13 protein-coding genes are annotated in these 17,547 nt (G+C 62.7%); 10 read left to right on the forward strand and 3 right to left on the reverse strand.

From position 1 onward, the window contains the following. The first annotated feature begins 77 nt into the window (after positions 1-77). From C84B14_RS11315 to C84B14_RS11325, 3 genes are all read left to right on the forward strand, one after another. Positions 78-902 (forward strand): lipase secretion chaperone, encoded by an 825-nt coding sequence (locus C84B14_RS11315; protein ID WP_353224156.1) that lies wholly within the window; start codon positions 78-80, stop codon positions 900-902. Between the two features lie 282 nt (positions 903-1,184). Continuing rightward, complete coding sequence (locus C84B14_RS11320) at positions 1,185-2,819, forward strand: methyl-accepting chemotaxis protein (protein WP_353224158.1); 1,635 nt, start codon at positions 1,185-1,187, stop codon at positions 2,817-2,819. 368 nt (positions 2,820-3,187) lie between these two features. After that, on the forward strand, positions 3,188-4,915 hold the full coding sequence (locus C84B14_RS11325; protein ID WP_353224160.1) for a methyl-accepting chemotaxis protein: 1,728 nt from the start codon (positions 3,188-3,190) through the stop codon (positions 4,913-4,915). Between the two features lie 130 nt (positions 4,916-5,045). Here C84B14_RS11325 and C84B14_RS11330 read toward each other — a convergent pair whose 3' ends face one another. After that, entirely contained in the window at positions 5,046-6,758 is a 1,713-nt protein-coding gene (locus C84B14_RS11330) for a thiamine pyrophosphate-dependent enzyme (protein ID WP_353224162.1), read from the reverse strand. A 410-nt stretch (positions 6,759-7,168) separates the two neighbouring features. Here C84B14_RS11330 and C84B14_RS11335 point away from each other — a divergent pair, with 410 nt between their 5' ends. Genes C84B14_RS11335 through C84B14_RS11355 form a run of 5 tightly spaced genes read left to right on the forward strand, consistent with a single transcriptional unit; the run spans position 7,169 to position 10,584 of the window. Further along, positions 7,169-8,365, forward strand: a complete 1,197-nt coding sequence (locus C84B14_RS11335) for an amine dehydrogenase large subunit (protein WP_353224164.1) — start codon at positions 7,169-7,171, stop codon at positions 8,363-8,365. Beyond that, positions 8,362-8,895 (forward strand): MauE/DoxX family redox-associated membrane protein, encoded by a 534-nt coding sequence (locus C84B14_RS11340; RefSeq protein WP_353224166.1) that lies wholly within the window; start codon positions 8,362-8,364, stop codon positions 8,893-8,895. Before C84B14_RS11335 ends, C84B14_RS11340 begins: the two co-directional genes overlap by 4 nt. After that, positions 8,892-9,500: a methylamine dehydrogenase accessory protein MauD gene (mauD, locus tag C84B14_RS11345; RefSeq protein WP_353224168.1), complete on the forward strand. Its 609-nt coding sequence runs from the start codon at positions 8,892-8,894 to the stop codon at positions 9,498-9,500. The genes C84B14_RS11340 and mauD overlap by 4 nt, the downstream gene beginning before the upstream one ends. 30 nt (positions 9,501-9,530) lie before the next feature. Beyond that, positions 9,531-10,091: a methylamine dehydrogenase light chain gene (locus C84B14_RS11350; RefSeq protein ID WP_353224170.1), complete on the forward strand. Its 561-nt coding sequence runs from the start codon at positions 9,531-9,533 to the stop codon at positions 10,089-10,091. A 55-nt stretch (positions 10,092-10,146) separates the two neighbouring features. Then, positions 10,147-10,584 (forward strand): cytochrome C, encoded by a 438-nt coding sequence (locus C84B14_RS11355; RefSeq protein WP_353224172.1) that lies wholly within the window; start codon positions 10,147-10,149, stop codon positions 10,582-10,584. Positions 10,585-11,300: 716 nt separating this feature from the next. Here the strand turns inward: C84B14_RS11355 and C84B14_RS11360 are convergent. Continuing rightward, positions 11,301-13,316, reverse strand: coding sequence for a putative bifunctional diguanylate cyclase/phosphodiesterase (locus tag C84B14_RS11360; RefSeq protein ID WP_353224184.1), 2,016 nt, complete (start codon positions 13,314-13,316; stop codon positions 11,301-11,303). 511 nt (positions 13,317-13,827) lie between these two features. Between C84B14_RS11360 and C84B14_RS11365 the strand changes: the two genes are divergently transcribed. Continuing rightward, a complete protein-coding gene (locus C84B14_RS11365; RefSeq protein ID WP_353224173.1) occupies positions 13,828-15,447 on the forward strand; it encodes a class I adenylate-forming enzyme family protein in 1,620 nt (539 codons plus the stop codon). A 223-nt stretch (positions 15,448-15,670) separates the two neighbouring features. Here the strand turns inward: C84B14_RS11365 and C84B14_RS11370 are convergent, their stop codons facing one another. Beyond that, complete coding sequence (locus tag C84B14_RS11370) at positions 15,671-15,943, reverse strand: hypothetical protein (RefSeq protein ID WP_353224175.1); 273 nt, start codon at positions 15,941-15,943, stop codon at positions 15,671-15,673. Positions 15,944-16,152: 209 nt separating this feature from the next. Here C84B14_RS11370 and C84B14_RS11375 point away from each other — a divergent pair, with 209 nt between their 5' ends. Beyond that, positions 16,153-17,355, forward strand: a complete 1,203-nt coding sequence (locus C84B14_RS11375; protein ID WP_353224176.1) for an MFS transporter — start codon at positions 16,153-16,155, stop codon at positions 17,353-17,355. The last annotated feature ends 192 nt before the right edge of the window (positions 17,356-17,547 follow it).

A 17,547-nucleotide genomic window follows, 5' to 3' on the forward strand; every position in this document is an offset into this window, starting at 1 on the left:
CAAACCCGTCGACGCTCGGCGCTGACGGCGCGGCCGAGGGGACTCCGGGCGCGCCTGTGGCTAACGCGGAGCGACCCTTGCCGTCCCATGCCGGCACATCCGTGGATGGCGGCGTCACCCTCGACAACGAAGGGCGGCTGGTGGTTACCCGTGATCTGCGGCGGATGTTCGACTATTTTCTGACCGGTATCGGCCGCGTAGGCATGGCGCAAATCCAGGCACGGCTGACTCGCTATCTCGACTCTCTCGGGCTGTCCGAGGCGGCCCAGGCGGAAGTGCTCGATGTTTATCGCGACTACATTGCCTATCGGCAACGCGTACAACAGATGCCGCGTGCCGATGCCACGGCCGCTGCGCTGGCGCAGACGCTGCAAACGCGTGAAGCGCTCCGGCGGGAAGTGCTGGGGGTCGCGGTGGCCGACGCGTTTTTCAACGAAGACGACAGGATGGCTCGCTATCTGGTTGCAAGACGTGAACTGCAACACACGCCGGGGTTGAGCGATGCCGAGCGCGAGCAGCGGCTTGAACTGCTCGAGCGCATGCTGCCGGATCGAATCCGCGAGGCACGACAGCACGCCACGCTGCCGGGCCGTGCGCACGTGCAGATCGAGCGAATGCGCGAAGCGGGCGCAAGCGACGCCCAGATAAGGGCACGCCGAGAGGCCATGCTTGGCCCTGACGCCGCTCAGCGTTTGGCGCAGGTCGATGCACGTCGCGATGCCTGGCAGCGGCGCTACGACGATTATCGGCGCGCGCATGACCGGATCCTGGCCAATCCCGGCTTGGCACCTCCTGATCGGGACGAGGCACTTGAGTCGCTTCGCCAGACGCGGTTCACGGCAGCGGAGCGGCGCCGCGTGCTATCGCTGGATTACGTCAACGAGATGAAGTCGCGAAATTAGCCAATCACGTCCGCGCTGCGTTGGCGGGCAAGGTGCAAGGGTCAGCGATGTCGCTGGGTGGCCGGCGCTGGCGAACAAGCGGGCGTGGTGGCGGCCGGAGGCTGCGATGCAACGTCGGCTCGCGGCATTTCCAAGCCAATGACGCGATGCAGACCGCCCTCGCTGCAACCTCCCAATCAATAACGCTGGGGGATTGAAACATCGGGTTCGCGAACACGCGATCAAGTTTCCTGCGGCGTGGCCGAAATAGGCAAGGCAACCTGATCCAACGCGATAACGTACATGGCCGCCACTGCAGAAGGGCTCAATCTACCCACAGCCCACGCCGACGAAAACGGCAAGATGGCCGCCGCACGGCGACCGAAACGATCCGGGCCCCGATGGTCGTTGCGAAAGAAGCTGGGCATGATCCTGGTGCTCATGTGGGTGGGGATGATGGTCAGCGTGCTGGGCATTACCGCCATGGAGCGCACCGCGCTTACCGAAGAGCGCCAGGCCGGGCTCAAGCAACTGGTCGACTATGCCGGCAGCCTGCTGGCCGAATACGAGCAGCGGGTCGAGCGCGGTGAGATGTCGCGAGAGCAAGCCCGTGCAGCTGCCTTCGCACAGCTGAGCAACCTGCACTTCGACGGCGACAACTACGTGTTCGTGCTCACGCCCGACGGCTTTCTTGCCAGCCATCCCACGGTGCCGTCAACGGTATCGGTTATCGATACGCAGGCGGCCGACGGCGAGAAGATATTTCAGAAGCTCATCAATGTCGGCCGCAACGGCGGCGGCTTCGTGAACTACGCCTGGGAGCGCTCCGAGGCCGAGCCGCCGGAGACGAAAATGAGCTACGTTCAGGCGTTCGAGCCGTGGGATGTGATCGTCGGAGCCGGCGTCTATGTCGAAGATCTCTCGGCTGCGCTGCGTCGATCGCTGCTGATCAATTTTCTGCTGCTCACCGTGATCGGTGGACTCGTCAGCTTGGTCTTCTGGCGCGTCGGGCGTGGTATCTATCGCGATATCGGCGGCGACCCGGAGCAGGCAAGGCGCCAGGTGAATGCCATGGCGTCGGGCGATTTCACGCCGGTTGACGGCTGCGAATCGGCCGCCCAGAACAGTTTGTTGTACGCGATCGAGCGCATGCGTATCGATATCGCGTCCACGATTACCACCATCCGCGATGCGGCGTCTTCGGTGGACAGCGGCTCGCGCGAAATCGCGGCAGGCAATGCCCAGCTGTCCTCGCGCACCGAGCAACAGGCAGCCTCGCTCGAGCAGACCGCTGCGAGCATGGAGCAGCTGTCGGCCACCATCAAGCAGAATGCCGACAACGCCCGTGAAGTGAAGACGTTGTCGGAACGCACCGATAGTTCGTTGACCGAGGGGCGGCAGGTGATGGGCCAGGTCGTGACCGCCATGAACGGCGTGCGTGAGAGTTCGGATCGCATGGCCGAAATCATAGAAATGATCGACGGCATCGCATTTCAGACGAACCTGCTGGCCTTGAACGCCGCGGTGGAAGCCGCGCGCGCCGGCGAACATGGTCGTGGCTTTGCCGTGGTAGCCAGCGAAGTACGCCAGTTGGCCAAGCGCTCGGCGGATGCCTCGCAGGATATCGCCAGGCTGGTCGAGAACTCGGTCTCCCAGGTCGGCGAGGGTACGACGCTGGTCGGCAAGGCCAACGAAACCATGCAGTCCATCGAGGAAGACGCACGCCGCGTCAATACGCTCATCGCGGAGATCGCCTCGGCTTCGAGCGAGCAGAGCGACGGCATCAGCCAGATCAGCGAGGCAGTCAGCCAGATCGACCAGGTCACCCAGCAGAACGCGGCCCTGGTCGAAGAGGCCGCGGCCTCCTCGCGTGTACTGGAGTCCGATGCCGCACGACTGCAGGCTGCCGCCCTGCGGTTCGAGGTCGCACGCGGGTAACCGGCGCGCGTACGGGTGAGCCCGTCACCGCCACCAGCACGGGGTGGCGCCGTGCCGCGTGGCCAGGCGTGACGACGTCGCACGATCATCGATCGTGCTATCGGCTTGTACCTGCCGTGATTTACCCGCGGCAAGTGCGCTGGGGCGACCCGTCCCGGTCGCCGGTTCTATCCCAATATGAATTTTTCGGCCCGCGAACGCTAAAGCGTGTTTTAAACACGCCGATATCACGCCAGTTGGGTGATTTGATGCGGCGTGCCGGCAAGTTGTTGGTCGTCTCGAACACCGCAAGACCTTCATTGAATAATAGCGGTTACCTGCGGCTAAGCGTTAGCCAGCCGCGACTAAGCGATAGACGGAGAAGACAAATGCTGCGTGGGTTGCGAAGTGTAAAGAGCAAGCTTGGGCTTGGATTCGGTTTGGTTTTCCTATTGCTTTGTGTTCTTGGCGCGACCGCCGTGGTGGCGTTGAACCAGGCCGATAAAAGCAAGGAAGATATCTACAACAAGAACATGCGTGGTTTGCGGCATTTGTCGCAGGTCAATATCACCCTGGGGCGTGGCTATGCGCGATTGTTGCAGATTCATGCACAGCGCTCGCCTGCGGCCGTCGAGGAGTTCGCGTCTTTCTTTGCCCAGGCGAAACCGGAAGTGGACGACCGTCTATCTCGTTACTACCCGGGCAAGGTAACCGACGCCGGCGAAAAGACGGCGGCGCTGGCGATGTTGTCCAACTATGAGCTGATCTCGACCAAACTCGGCGAGTATCTGCGGCGCGCCCAGGCGGGCGATATAGCGGGTGCCGAGCGTCTTTACGAAACCGAGATTTCCAAGCCTTTCGAGGCGCTGCGTTTGCAGCTGCGCGACCTCGTAGACTTGCAGATGGAGCAGGGCCGGGCGGCGTTCGAAGCATCGCAGGCGGCGAATCTGCAGGCGAAGTTCGGGATATTTGCGTTGATTGCGATCGCCCTGGCCATGGTCTGTGCGATCACCTTCTGGCTTGTTCGCATGATCACCCGGCCGCTCAGTCAGGCCGGATCGCTGGTCGAGGCGATTGGCCAGGGCCGGCTCGACAATCGTATCGACAACCCGTACCGCGACGAATTCGGCGCGATGCTCGGCGGGCTAGAGAAGATGCAGACACGTCTCGCCGAGCTGGTGACAAGCGTGCGCAGCAGCTCGGAGGCGGTGAGCGTGGGCGCGCGTGAAATTGCGAGTGGCAATCAGGAGCTCAGCGGCCGCACCGAGCAGCAGGCGTCGAGCCTGGAAGAAACGGCCGCCTCGATGGAGGAAATGACCTCCACGGTACGCCAGAACGCCGATAACGCAGCACAGGCCGACCAGCTGGTTCACCAGGTGCGCAACCGCGCAGACGAAGGCGGCCAGGTCGTCGATCGTGCGACCGCGGCCATGGGTGAAATTACCGCCGCGAGCGACAAGATCAGCAATATCATCGGCATGATCGACGAGATCGCGTTCCAGACCAACCTGCTTGCCTTGAACGCCTCGGTGGAGGCCGCGCGCGCGGGTGAACAGGGGCGTGGCTTTGCCGTGGTGGCGACCGAGGTGCGCAACCTGGCCAGCCGTAGTGCCGGGGCGGCCAAGGAGATCAAGGAGCTGGTCGAGGACAGCGGCAAGAAGGTTGCCTACGGTTCGAGCGAGGTGACGGCGGCGGGCGAAGTGCTCAAGGAAATCGTCAGTTCGGTTACCAAGGTCAGCGACCTGGTTTCGGAGGTCGCGTCGGCGAGCAAGGAGCAGGCTTCGGGCATCGACCAGGTCAATATCGCCATCAACGAAATCGACAGCGTCACGCAACAGAATGCGGCGCTGGTGGAACAATCGTCGGCGGCCAGTCATTCTCTGGAGGAACAGGCCAGCCAGCTCAGGCAGCAGATGGCCTATTTCAAGGTCGCCGGGCTGCCGGCGGCTGATACCGTGCAAGCGGTGGCCCCGCATCGGTCGAGCGTCCAGAAGGCGCCTGAGCCGGCGCCGCAACCTGCCCAAAAGACACAGACTAGCGCGCCGAGAGCGGATGGGCGCGCGAAGGCGCAACCCGCGATCGCCGATGAAGACGACGGCGACTGGGCGACGTTCTAGTCGCCAGGCACCACGCAAGCGGGGCGGGCTTTTAGGCCCGCCCCGCTTGTTTCGTTCTACCCGGATTTAAAACATAAGGCACGCGAGCACCTATTGATTAGCGTTCGCGGCCCTAGGCCATGCCCTGCTGTTAACGGCGGCCGAAGTTGTTGCGAACAAGATCCACCACTTCGTCCATGCGACCCGAGAATATGGCCTTGGTCGAATAGAGCGCGGTGGAGGCAACCTGGCCTGCTTCGATATGCGGCGGCATGACCAGTTCCATGCGATTGACCTTGACGTCGAGAATGCCGGGGCCGTTGTGGGCCAGCAGGTCGCGGACGCCGTCCTCGAGCTCGTGTTTCTTCTCGATCTTGCGGCCCCACAGGCCGATCGCTTCGGCAACACGCCCGAAATCCGGGTTCTTGAGTTCGGTATAGGCATCGAGCAGGCCTTCCACCTTCTGTTCGATTTCCACGAAGCCGAGCGAGCTGTTGTTGAACACCACCAGCTTGACCGGGATCTGTTCCTGGACGAGCGTGAGCAGGTCGCCCATAAGCATGCTCAAGCCGCCGTCGCCGCACATGGCGATGACCTGGCGCTCGGGAAACGCCTTGGCGATACCCAGCGCCTGCGGATAGGCGTTGGCCATGGTGCCGTGCACGAGGCTGGGCAGCGTACGGCGCTTGCCGTTGGCCTTGATATGACGCAGGCACCACACCATCGGGCTGCCACCGTCGGCGGTGAATACCGCATCGTCGTCGGCGTGCGCGTCGAGCAGCAGGGTGAGTTCCTGCGGGTGGATCAGGTCGTCGTAGTCGGACTGGGCCGCGGCGTTTTCCAGCGACTCGAGATACGTTTTCCGGCAGTCGTTGACCCATTCGCGATCGCTGTTCTTTTCGACCCGGTCGAGCAATGCGGCACAGGTATCACGGGCGCTGCCGACCACGCCGATATCGATGGGGTGGCGCAGGCCGATATGGCCGGGGTTGGTATCGACCTGGATGATGGTGGCGCTGTCCGGATAGAACTGGGCCCAGGCGAAGTTGCAGCCGAGCAATAGCAGGGTGTCGCATTCGGACACCGCCCGATAGCCACCTTCCAGCCCGAATACGCCGGTCATGCCCACTTCCAGGTCGTTGCCGTATTCGACGAAGTCCTTGGCGCGCGATGTCCAGGCGATGGGGGCGCCGAGCTTGTCGGCCAGCGCGATCAGCTCGTCGTGGGCGTGGCGACAGCCATAACCGGCATAGATGGACACCTTCGTGCCGGCGTTGAGCTTGGCCGCGATGGCATCCAGGTCGGCGTCGTTCGGCCGTAGCACCGGATCGAATCGCTGGGTGCGGTAGGGCAGGCTGTCGGCCGGCTTCTGGGTGAACAGATCGCCCGGCACGATGAGCACGGCCACGCCGCCTTCGTTGAGCGCTTTCTGTGCGGCGATCGCGGTCAGGCGACGCGCGTTTTCCGCACTGGAGACGTATTCGCAGAACACGCTGTACTGCGCGTAGATCGGCCGCTGGTCGACATCCTGGGGAAAGCCCACGCCCATTTCCGCGGTGGCCACCTGCGAGGCAATGAACACCACCGGCGCACCGTTGCGATGGGACTCGATCAGGCCGTTCACAAAATGGGTGCTGCCGGGGCCGCAGGTGCCCGCACAGCAGGCCAGTTCATCGGTAATGAACGCCTCCGCCCCGGCCGCGAAACCGCCGACCTCTTCGTGGCGCACATGCACCCAGTCCATATCCGAGCGTCGGATCGCGTCGGTGAAGTGATTGATGGTATCGCCCACTACGCCGTAGCAGCGCTTCGCGCCGGCCTGGGTGAGTGTCTCGACAATGATTTCGGCGACGTTGCTGGCCATGGGGGCTCCTTGAAATAGGCGGCGCCCCGGGCGGGGGCGCGATTGAATGCATGATACAGACTGCTCGCAAGTACGCGACAGCCGACCTGTCGCCTGCACCGGGGCGTGCGTGGCGGTGCGGTGTTCGACCGGGCACGGCGTGAAAACACGACCTGCCTTGTGGGCGCCGGCGCGTGCGATTCGCGACTACGCCTGGCTGCAGCTGCTCGTCTGACCGGCTCGTACGCGGTCGGGGGCGAGTATATGTGCTGCACAGCTAGTGTGCGGGTGCCTGCGCCAGAGCGAAGCATTGCTGTGCGACATCAGTGCGTTGTCTAGCGATCAGGCGTATTCGCAGGCGTTTTGGGGCCTGCGCAAACTGGCCCGCCTCTTGCAACAGCTGCCTGACCGCCGTTCCAAAGGGCCCCGCGATGACAGCGACGATACTTCAAAGGCTTGTACGCCATTCGGCCATAACCGCCGCGCTTTGCGTATACGCGTTCGCCAGCACGGTGCTTGGCGCCGACGAGCCCGGGTTCCAGCCGGAAGCCTTCACCGTGGAAGAGGCTATTGCAGAGGGCCCGGTCGTGCTAGTGAATCAGGCCAATTGGGATGGCGCGAGCCGTATCCATGTCTATTCGCAGGATGAGCTGAAGTATCAGGGGCTGCTGTCGCTGGGTCTGACGTCACAGTTCATCGTCAGCCACGACCACAGCAAGGTCTACACGCTCTCCGATTACATGGAGCGCTATACCTACGGGCCGATTCATAGCGTGGTTCAGGCCTTCGACCTGAACAGCCTGAAGCCGGTCGCCGAGGTCGAAGTGCCCAACAAGGCGGCAAAGGCCATCGGCATGGAACACCTCATCGAAATCAGCGCCGACGAAAAGTATCTGTATGTACAGAACGCTACGCCGGGCACGTCGGTCACGGTGGTCGCCCTCGACGACATGAGTGTGGTCAAGGAAGTGCCCACGCCGGGCTGCTACGGCATCTACCCGAGCGTCGAAGGCCATCGCTTCTCGACGCTGTGCGGGCCGGGCACCCTCAACAGCTACGACGTGGACGACGACGACCCCGGTGCCACCCCCTCGGACGCGATCTTCGACGTCGATGCAGACGCACTCTATCTGCATTCGGTCCGTACGAAGACGGGCCAGCTCGTTTTCACTTCGTTCAACGGCAATCTCTATGTAGTCGATGATAGCGGCGCCAAGGCCCGACTGATCAAGAAACTTGCGGTGGCCGAAGGCGTGGACGGCGACTGGGCACCGGGTGGTTACGGCATCACGGCCTACAACGTGGCCAACGACATGCTGTTCATGATCGTGCACTCGAATGCCTATGAAGGCAGCCACAAGGATATGTCCGAACAGATCTGGGCCTACAGTCTGGCCGACGAGAAGCTCGTGGCCCGATCGGAGGCGCCGCACCTGGTGTCGTTGGCCGTAAGCCAGGGTGAAAGCCCGACGCTGTACGGCGCCAACGAAGAAGAATCGAGTGTGGACGTCTATACGCCCACCGCGAAGGGCGGCTTCGAGTTCGAAAAGACGAACACGGACGACCGCGTGGGCTGGACAACCTCCTTGATGACCGCGCCTGCGCGTGCATCGGCGAGCGCGCAATGAACGCCATGCTCGCACTCGCAAGCGCCGCAGCTGGCGTGTTCATTCTGCTCGTGGTGCTGCGCGCCGCGCTGCACAAGGCCATGGACTTCGTCGAGCTGCAGGGCTTTGTCGCCGACTACCGCCTCTTGCCACAGGTCTGGGTAGCGCCAGTCGCCGGCGCATTGATGGGCCTCGAATTCGTGCTCGCGGCGCTGGTCGCGCTGCCCTTCAGCCGCGGCGCCGGCCTGCTGGGCTGCGCTGTGCTGTTCGCGGGCTACGCGGTTGCCATCGCCATCAATCTTGCCCGTGGGCATACCCGTATCGAATGCGGCTGTGGCGGGGCGCCGCAGATGCTAAGTACGTCCCTGCTTTTGCGTAACGGCGTGCTCGCTGTTCTGGCGGTGTTTGCTGCCTGGACCATGCCCGGCGCGCTGACATTGCCGGAGAGCCTTGTCGTGATCGGCGCCGGCGTGTTCGCACTCGCGCTCTATCTGCTGTTCGAACAGCTCAACGCCAACCGCATGTACCTGAAAAAACGAGGATCACTATGACCGCTCTGACTTTTGCCGTGGTGTTCCTCGGCCTGGCCTTTCTGGCCCTGTGCTTTGGCTTTGTCGTGCTCGCGCGCCAGATCGGCGTGCTCTACGAACGCATCGCGCCGATGGGCGCGCTCATGAACGACTCCGGCCCGAAGGTCGGTGAGCAGTCGCCGAAGTTCACGCTGGAAAGCCTCAACGGCGGCGTGGTTTCGATCGGCACGGTCAAGGAAAAGGCCACGCTGGTTTTCTTCGTCTCGCCGACCTGTCCGATCTGCAAGAAGCTCATACCCATTCTGCGCTCGATCCGCTCGAGCGAAGGCGACTGGCTGACCGTGGTGCTGGCCAGCGACGGGGACGAAGACAAGCAGCGTCGCTTCATCGACAACGCCCGGCTCGACGACTTCGATTACGTGCTTTCAACCGAGCTGGGCCTGGGCTTTCGGGTAGCGCGCCTGCCCTATGCCCTGGTGCTCGACCGTACCGGCGCGGTACGCGCGAAAGGCCTGGTGAATACGCGCGAGCAGCTCGAAAGCCTGTTCAACGCCCACGACCTGGGCGTGGTCTCCATCCAGAACTATATCGGTGAGGCGCAAGACGGCGCGCCGGCCCGTTCCTAACCGGGCGACGACCCTCCACGAGGACAGATCATGAAACGACTACTCGATGCATTGACGGCCCGCACGGATGCCAGCGCCGAACGCATGGTGCGCCGGACCGCCCAGCGCTACAGCCGGCGCAGCTTCATTGGCCGTGCAGCGCTGTTCATGGCCGGTACGGCCTTGCTGCCGGTGTTGCCGTTCGACCAGGGCGGGCGCGCGATCGCGGCGACCCCGAACGGGGGCAAGTTGCAGGACGACGATCCGCTGGCCTGTGATTATTGGCGCTACTGCGCGATCGACGGCAACCTCTGCAACGATTGCGGCGGCACGCTCACCAGCTGTCCGCCCGGTGCCGAGGCATCCAAAGTGTCGTGGGTGGGGACCTGCCGTAATCCGACCGACGGTAAGGACTACGTGGTGTCCTATAACGACTGTTGCGGCAAGGCCGCCTGTACCGGCACGGAGTGTGTGAACAGCGCGCGTGAACGCCCGGGTTACCAGATGAGCCTGCATAACGACATCAACTGGTGCATGGCCAACAAGTCCATGGGCTACCACTGCACCGTGGCGGTACTGGTGGGCCAGGTGGACGATGCGCCGGCGGGCTGACGCCTGTGCGGCGATACCGGTATCGCCCGGGATTGCGAAGACGGCGTTACGCTGCGTGGCCTCCTGCATTACTGCGACGGTCGTAACGTTCTCTGCCGGCATCCAGGCCGGTGTACCACCGGCAACGCAGTATCTGATCCACTGCAGTGGCTGTCACCGCGCGGACGGCTCCGGCAGCCTGCGTGGCGGCATCCCCGACCTGCGTGGATATGTGGGCTCGTTCGGCCGCGTGGACAATGGCCGAACCTATTTGATGCACGTGCCGGGCGTGGTCGGCTCGGGGCTGGACAACGCCGAGATTGCAGCGGTCATGAACTATATCTTCGACCGTTGGGCCGCTGCGCCGGCCGGCGATCCGGTGCCGGTATTTACCGCGGCCGAAGTGGCGCGGCTGCGCGAGCTGTCGGTGCCCGACGTGGTCAAGGCGCGGCGGCGTGTAGTTCGCGAGCTCGAGGCCCGCAATCTGCCGGTCGCTGCCTATCCCTGGGAATAGGTGCTATTCAAGCAGCGCTTGTTATTAAGCTGGCCCCACAAATAGACCATGCGGTTGGTGACCTACGACTTGATAACGCGCGTGTAAGAATGCAGGCGCGCCATGTCCAACGGCATTATCGAAAGTAAAGACGGACAGGTGCCGGCGTCTATTCATCGATGGCGTTGATAATGGCGGAGCAAGTGACGTGTTCTGGTGTTGGATCGGCAGGATCAGCGGCGGTTTTGTTGCGTCGCGACACCGGTAGTGCGCGATTAGTCAACATGGCGCTAAATCTGCGACTGGGCACTGTGAGCTGATACCATCGATTACGATCGCAGAAGCCGTGATCGCTGAACGCAATTTTCGGAGACCCCATGCGCAATATTATTTATCTCGTTGGCCTTGTGGTCATCGTCGTGGCCATTCTGTCGTTTCTAGGCGTGATGTAGCCCGGCCACAACGCAGCGAATGAAAAAGGCCGCATCGGTTTTTCCGATGCGGCCTTTTTTTTGCATTGCGCAGGCGTGCGTGGTCGCCCGTTCCAAACACAGTGGGTGGCGGTTTCTCGGCGCCCCCCGGCCGGGCGACGGGTCAGGCTTTGAAACGGTTTCGTCGGTGCGGCGCGAATGCAGGCGTGTAGCGCTGTGCCAGCCTTCGGTGCCTGCGGCAGATTTTCTTTCCCTCGAACGACCTTCCTGCCGGTGCGGCGCGCGCGGCGCGTGACAGGGGCGTTTCTATGCCAACGATGCCTGTGTGGCGTGCGTGCTTGCCTGCAGCAAACGCAGCTCATAGTCGCTGGCAGGCATGGGTTTATCCAAAAGATAGCCCTGCAGTTCGTCACAGCCTGCAAGCGTCAGATAGCTTTGCTGAGCGGCGGTTTCAACGCCTTCGGCCACAACCGTAATACCCAGCACATGGGACAGGTTGATGATCAGCTTGACGATTTCACGGTGGGCGCTTGTCGACCCCTCGTTGAGGTTGGCGGTGAAGGATCGATCGACCTTGAGCTGATCGATCGGCAGTTTCTGCAGGTACGACAGACTTGAGTAGCCCGTCCCGAAATCGTCCAGGGCGATACGAATACCCAGTTCGCTAAGCTGGCGGAGTACGCGCGTGGCGGTTTCGAACTCCTCCATGGCCAGGGTTTCTGTAATTTCGAGTATGAGGCTGTCGGCGGTAAGCGAATGGCGGGCGAGTGCGCCTGCGATCTGATCGATAAGGCGATCGTCCAGCAGGCGTGCGACCGAAAGGTTGATGGAAACTGGCGGCACCTTCAGGCCGGCGGCCCGCCAGCTTCGGATCTGGCGGCAGACCTGATCGATCACGTTCAGCTCGAGATCGTTTATCAGCCCGCTGCGTTCGGCGACTTCGATGAACAGACCGGGGCTGACCAGGCCGCGCCTGGGGTGCTGCCAACGAACGAGGGCTTCCGCCCCGGCTAAACCGCCATCGCCGGCGCGATACTTGGGCTGGTAATAGACAACCAGTTCGTTGTTATCGATACCGGCGCGCAGCTCCTCCTGAATCTGGAACGCGTCGGCCTGCTTGATGCCCATGCTGGGCAGATAGCGGCGCACACGATTCTTGCCGGCGCGTTTTGCGGTATACATGGCCAGATCGGCAGCGGTAACCAGCGTGGTCACGTCGTCGGCATCGCTCGGGTACAGGGCGATACCGATGCTCGCCGACAGGGTCGCGCCGTGTTCGCTGATCCGTGCCAGTTCCGCGATGGCGTGTTCGGCAAATGCCTCGACAAGGTCAGCGTCGGTGACATGCTCCATGAGCAGAAGAAACTCGTCGCCGCCGATACGGCCGAGCGTGTGCTGCTCGCCGGCCAGTTCGCGCAGGGCAGTGCTGGTGCGTTGCAGCAGGCGGTCGCCCAGGCCGTGACCCAGACTGTCGTTGATGAGCTTGAAACCGTCCAGATCTATATAGAGCAGGGCACAGCCCTCGCCGGGCTCGACCTGGGCGGTGGCCGCGCGAATCCGCTCATAGACGGTCGTACGGTTGGGGAGCTCGGTGAGCGCGTCGTAGCGGCTGCTGTAACGCAGCTGGGCGTTGGCGCTGCGCAGCGACTCCACCAGGTCGGCCGTCTGTTTGTCGAGCTGGCGGTCCAGCAGCGCCGCGAACACGCCGAGGCTGATGATGAACAGGGTGCAGGACGATACCAGTAGAGACAGCCAGAATGGGTCCACCGCTACGCTGGCCGTGCTCGTGGCCTGATCGGAAATGACCATCGATACCAGGGCGAAATGATGGCACAGCGCAAGACCAACGCCGATACCCACCGATACCAGCGCATTCGCCGCCGGCGATATGGCGCGATCGATCGTGGTCAGCCGATAGGCGATCCACAGGCTCGCGGCGACCAGCAGGTAGAACGCAAGGGCGGTCGTTGCCGTGGGTAGCGGGCGATATACGATCGCCGGCGTGAGTTGCAGCGACAGGTTGCCCAGATAGAACAGCAGGCTGGCGCTTGCCCATACCGGTATGGCGGCACCCAGGATGGCCAGTGCGGATAGCGTGGGGCGGCTGGCCACGTAGAAGACGATAAGGGTGGCAACCAGGCCCGCCAACCACGACATGAGGACGAGATCGATCTCGTGGCCCAGCACGAACGGCAGCTCGAGCGCCATCATGCTGACGAAGTGGGTGGCCCAAATGCCGGTCGCCAGGACGCATGCGCCCGATAGCAGCCAAGAGGATTTTGCGCGTGTACGGCTGCGCCGCACACGACCGAGCATGTCCATCGCCGCGTAGCACGTCACGCTGCAGATTAGAACGGCCAGTGCGATGAGGGGCGGGCTGTAAATAATTGGGCTCAAGGGTCTTGTCCCCGCTAGAGCATGGCGATAGAGCTTGCCGTCGTTTGATCGGTGTCGTCGCAAGGGTTATCGGCAACAACGGCCGGCGGTTTAATTTCGGTGTAAAACAGATTCGCTAAGAGCACCTACGCCGGTTAACGGCCGGCTCGGTTCCTTTTGGTTGAATAAGCGCCGACAAGAGCGGCGGTTATCCGCTAGTTTTCGGCGGTCGGTTCAAGCCCTGTTAATAGCTGCTATTAGCAATTAAAAGCGACTTGACGGCGCGGAATAAACCCAGAAAACTGAAAAAGAGGGATCGGTAGAGAAAAATACTTTAGCCGACCAAGAGAAAACCAAAACGCCGCGGAGGAGAGCCATGGCTGTTAAAGCGCAAGAGCTATCGGTATCGAACCACCACGGGCCCGACTTGCAGTTGCCGGCCTTGGACGAGCGAGGCTTGGCAGAGATTGTGGAGGCGCATGCACGTAGCGCCCCGGATGCGCCCTGTCTGGAATATCTTGGTGTGTCCATCAGTTACGGCTCACTCGATCGCTGGGCCAATCGTTTCGCCCACGTATTGAAAGAGCAGGGCGTAGCCCGGGGCGACGTCATCGGTATCCACATGCCGAACACGCCGCACTACGTCATCGCTCTGGTGGCAGCGTCGAAGCTGGGCTGTCCGGCATCAGGCGTATCGCCGTTGTTGACCGCGCCCGAGCTGGCCTATCAGGTCAAGGATGCGCATATCCGAGTGCTGGTGACGCTGGACCGGCTCTACGACAATGCGCTCGCCCCCAACGACGGCGCACTGCACGATCTCAAGTCAGTCGTCGTGTGTTCGCCTATCGACTTCCTGCCGCGATGGAAGAAAACGCTGGCCCATCTGTTGCGTAAGGTGCCCCGGTTCAAGCTGCCGCAAACACGCCAGCTCGCGCTGACCGCCTTCTGGCCCGCGATCAACGCGGCCAGCGACGCCCGTATCGCGAGCGACATACACCTCGACGACGTGGTGCTGATTCAGTACACCGGCGGGACCACCGGCCGGCCGAAGGGCGCACGCTTGACGCTGCGCAACGTGCAGTCGAATGCCCTCCAGAGCGAGGCCATGGTCGACTACGAGCTGGGCGCAGAGACGTTCGCCTCGGTCTTTCCCTACTTCCATGTGGCCGGACTGGGCGCATGTCTGATGGGATTGCGTCAGCGCGGCCGCCTTATCGTGGTGCCCGACCCGCGCGATCTGAAATCCTTCTGTGCGGCCATGCAGGCATATCCGCCGACGGTGTTCGGCAACGTACCGACGCTCTATCAGATGCTGTTGGCCGAACCGGCGTTCGACCAGGTCGATTTCTCACGGCTGAAAATCGCGATATCGGGCGCCGGTCCGATGCCGCCCGAACTCATTCCGCGAATCGAAGCCGTCATTGGTGCGGGTCGTTTCTGCGAGGTCTACGGCCTGACCGAAACCAGCCCCGTGCTCACCATGAATCCGCTTGGTCATGCCAAACCCGGCACCGTCGGCGTAGCGGTGCCCGGCACCGAAATCCGTATCGTCGACGCAGAAACCGGCACTCGAGAAATGCCGGTCGGCGAGCCGGGAGAACTGATTGCTCACGGCCCCCAGGTGTTCGGCGGCTATCTTGGCCTGCCGGAAGAAAGTGCGCGTGCGCTGCGCGAATACGAGGGTAAAACCTTCTTCTACACCGGCGATATTGCGCGCGTCGACGCCGACGGTTATTTCACCATCTGTGATCGCAGCAAGGACATGCTCATCGTCGGTGGCTACAAGGTGTTCTCGGTCGAAGTCGAGAATGCGCTCAAGGCCTTGCCGGAAATCGAGATCGCTGCGGTGATCGGTACCCCCGACGAAGCGCGGGCCGGTAACGACAAGGTCAATCTTTACGTCCAGCTATCGGAAACAGGCAAGACACAGCCGACCGCGCAGGTGAAGGAGAAAATTCTCGCCTACTGCCGCGAGCATCTTGCCGCCTACAAGGTGCCCAAGGCGATCCATATCGTCGAGGCGATTCCGCTCACGCCGGTGGGCAAACTGGACAAGAAAGCGCTGCGCGATCGCTGAGTGCTCTGCCTCGGGTCGCGTCGGTCGTGCCCGGCGCAGCCAAAGACGAAAGCCGGCCACCCTGTACGGTGGCCGGTATACGTCGCTCATTGATCCGACGCCAAGACAGCGGATACGCCAACTGTTTTCAAGGCCATCGGTTTTGGCATGCGCGCGTTCACACAGGCGCGTTAGCAACCCGAAAGGCACCGATTGAGTAATCGGTCTTTGGGCGGGTTAACAATCAGCGGCCCGCGTTGTCGCGCATCTTGGCGACCTTGTCGAGCACGTCCTTGTTGACGTCCGCGCACTGCTTGAGTGAGGTCTTCTCGCCGCATTCGATCATCAGGTCGAGCGTATTGCCGTTGGCGTCGTTCACCTTGAAATGAATAGACGGCGAAGCCGGCGGCATGATCACATCCGCCTTGCCGCCGTGGTGCGGATGATCGGAACCGCCGCATGCAGCCAGGGTGATGGTGGAGGCCATCAGGGCCAGCATCAGAGTGGTTTGTTTCATCGAGGGTCTCCTGGGGTGGGTGGAAAGTCCGGGTTCGAGTATCGGCGTTTGCCACGCTCGTGTCATGGTCGCCAATGGTGGCACGGCATCGCAGTGGGCACGGCGTGGGCGGCCCCGTATTCTTGGCGGCGGATACACACGGATAGCACCATGCATTTAAGACTCGATTCAAACGCCGCAAACGAGTTCGGCGTCGCGCGCGCCCGCCAATGAACGCGCGCTCGGTGTGCCTGATAGCCAGCGGGGTACTGGTCACGCTGGTAACCGTCGCGCTGGCGCGGCTTTCGTTCGGGCTGATTCTGCCGGCCATGCGCGAATCGCTGGCCTTGAGCTATGCGCAGGCAGGCCATCTGGGTACGGCGACCGCGCTGGGGTATCTGGCGCTGGTGATGGTGGCTGGCGCGCTCGCCGCGCGTCGCGGCGGCCGGGTATCGATCCTGCTGGGGCTGGTATGCGTTATCGTCGGCTTCGCCGGTCTGAGTATGGCCAGCGAGTATGTGCCGTTGCTCGGGCTGATGAGCTTACTGGGTATCGGCACCGCCTTTGCCTATACGCCGCTCATATCGCTGATCGGCACCTGGTTCCCGGCGCGGCGCGGGCTGGTGATCGGCCTTCTCAACAGCGGGGTGGGTACGGGCATGATGTCGGCCGGCTGGATCGTACCCTACATGACTCAGCTCGATGCCGACCGCGGCTGGCGCTGGGTGTGGGCATTGTTCGCTGCGGTGGCGGTGGCGGCCCTGCTGGCTACGCTCGCGTTCGTGCAGAACCCGCCGCGGCCCGGGCTGCGTGGCCGGGCGCCGAGCGCGGCCGAACGTCGCGACGCGCGCCGCGCCGTGTTTCGCGATCCGCGTGTCGTCATCGTGGGCCTGGTCTACGGCATCGTTGGCCTGACCTATATCGTGCAGGCGATTTTCATGTACAGCTATGCGCTTGCCGCGGATATCGACGCACACGTCGCTGGCGCGCTGGCGGCGTTCATGGGCATGCTCGGCATCGTATTCGGCCCGGTATGGGGCAGCCTGTCGGACCGACTCGGGCGCGGCCAGAGCCTGACGCTATCGATGGCCATGGCTTTTGTGAGCACCCTGTTGCCGGTACTGTCGCCCACGCTGTTCGGCTTTGCCGCCCACTACCTGATCCTGGGCGTGGCGGTGACCGGCATGTTCACCTCGTCGCTGGCCGCTTCCACCGAGTGGGTCGACGCCGACCAGGCCCCGCTGGCAGTCAGTTATGTAACTCTTTTCTTTGCCACGGGCCAACTCCTCGGGCCGACCGCGGCGGGTTGGCTGATCGGCGACACCGAGGCGTTTCGGCTGACCTTCGGTGTGAGTACCGGGTTGATACTGCTGGGTGTGCTGCTCAGTATTCAGCTCACCCGAATGTCGAAAGCCTCGCTTGATCGGGCATGAGACGCAGCGCCGCTTAGCAGGCGTCTCGTCCGCAGGCAATGATTTTACGGATGGATTATTTGCCTGGGTGAGCGCAGGCGCGGCGCATCCAACGGCCGCGAAACCCGTGGAAGGGCGACGCGCAAATGTCGGCGTTCTTTAGGAACCTCTGATCTATTCATCTACGGTCGCGCCGGTGTCTTTTGCGCGCGT

Origin of the sequence: Salinisphaera sp. C84B14, assembly GCF_040361435.1 — a bacterium.
Taxonomy (GTDB): domain Bacteria; phylum Pseudomonadota; class Gammaproteobacteria; order Nevskiales; family Salinisphaeraceae; genus Salinisphaera.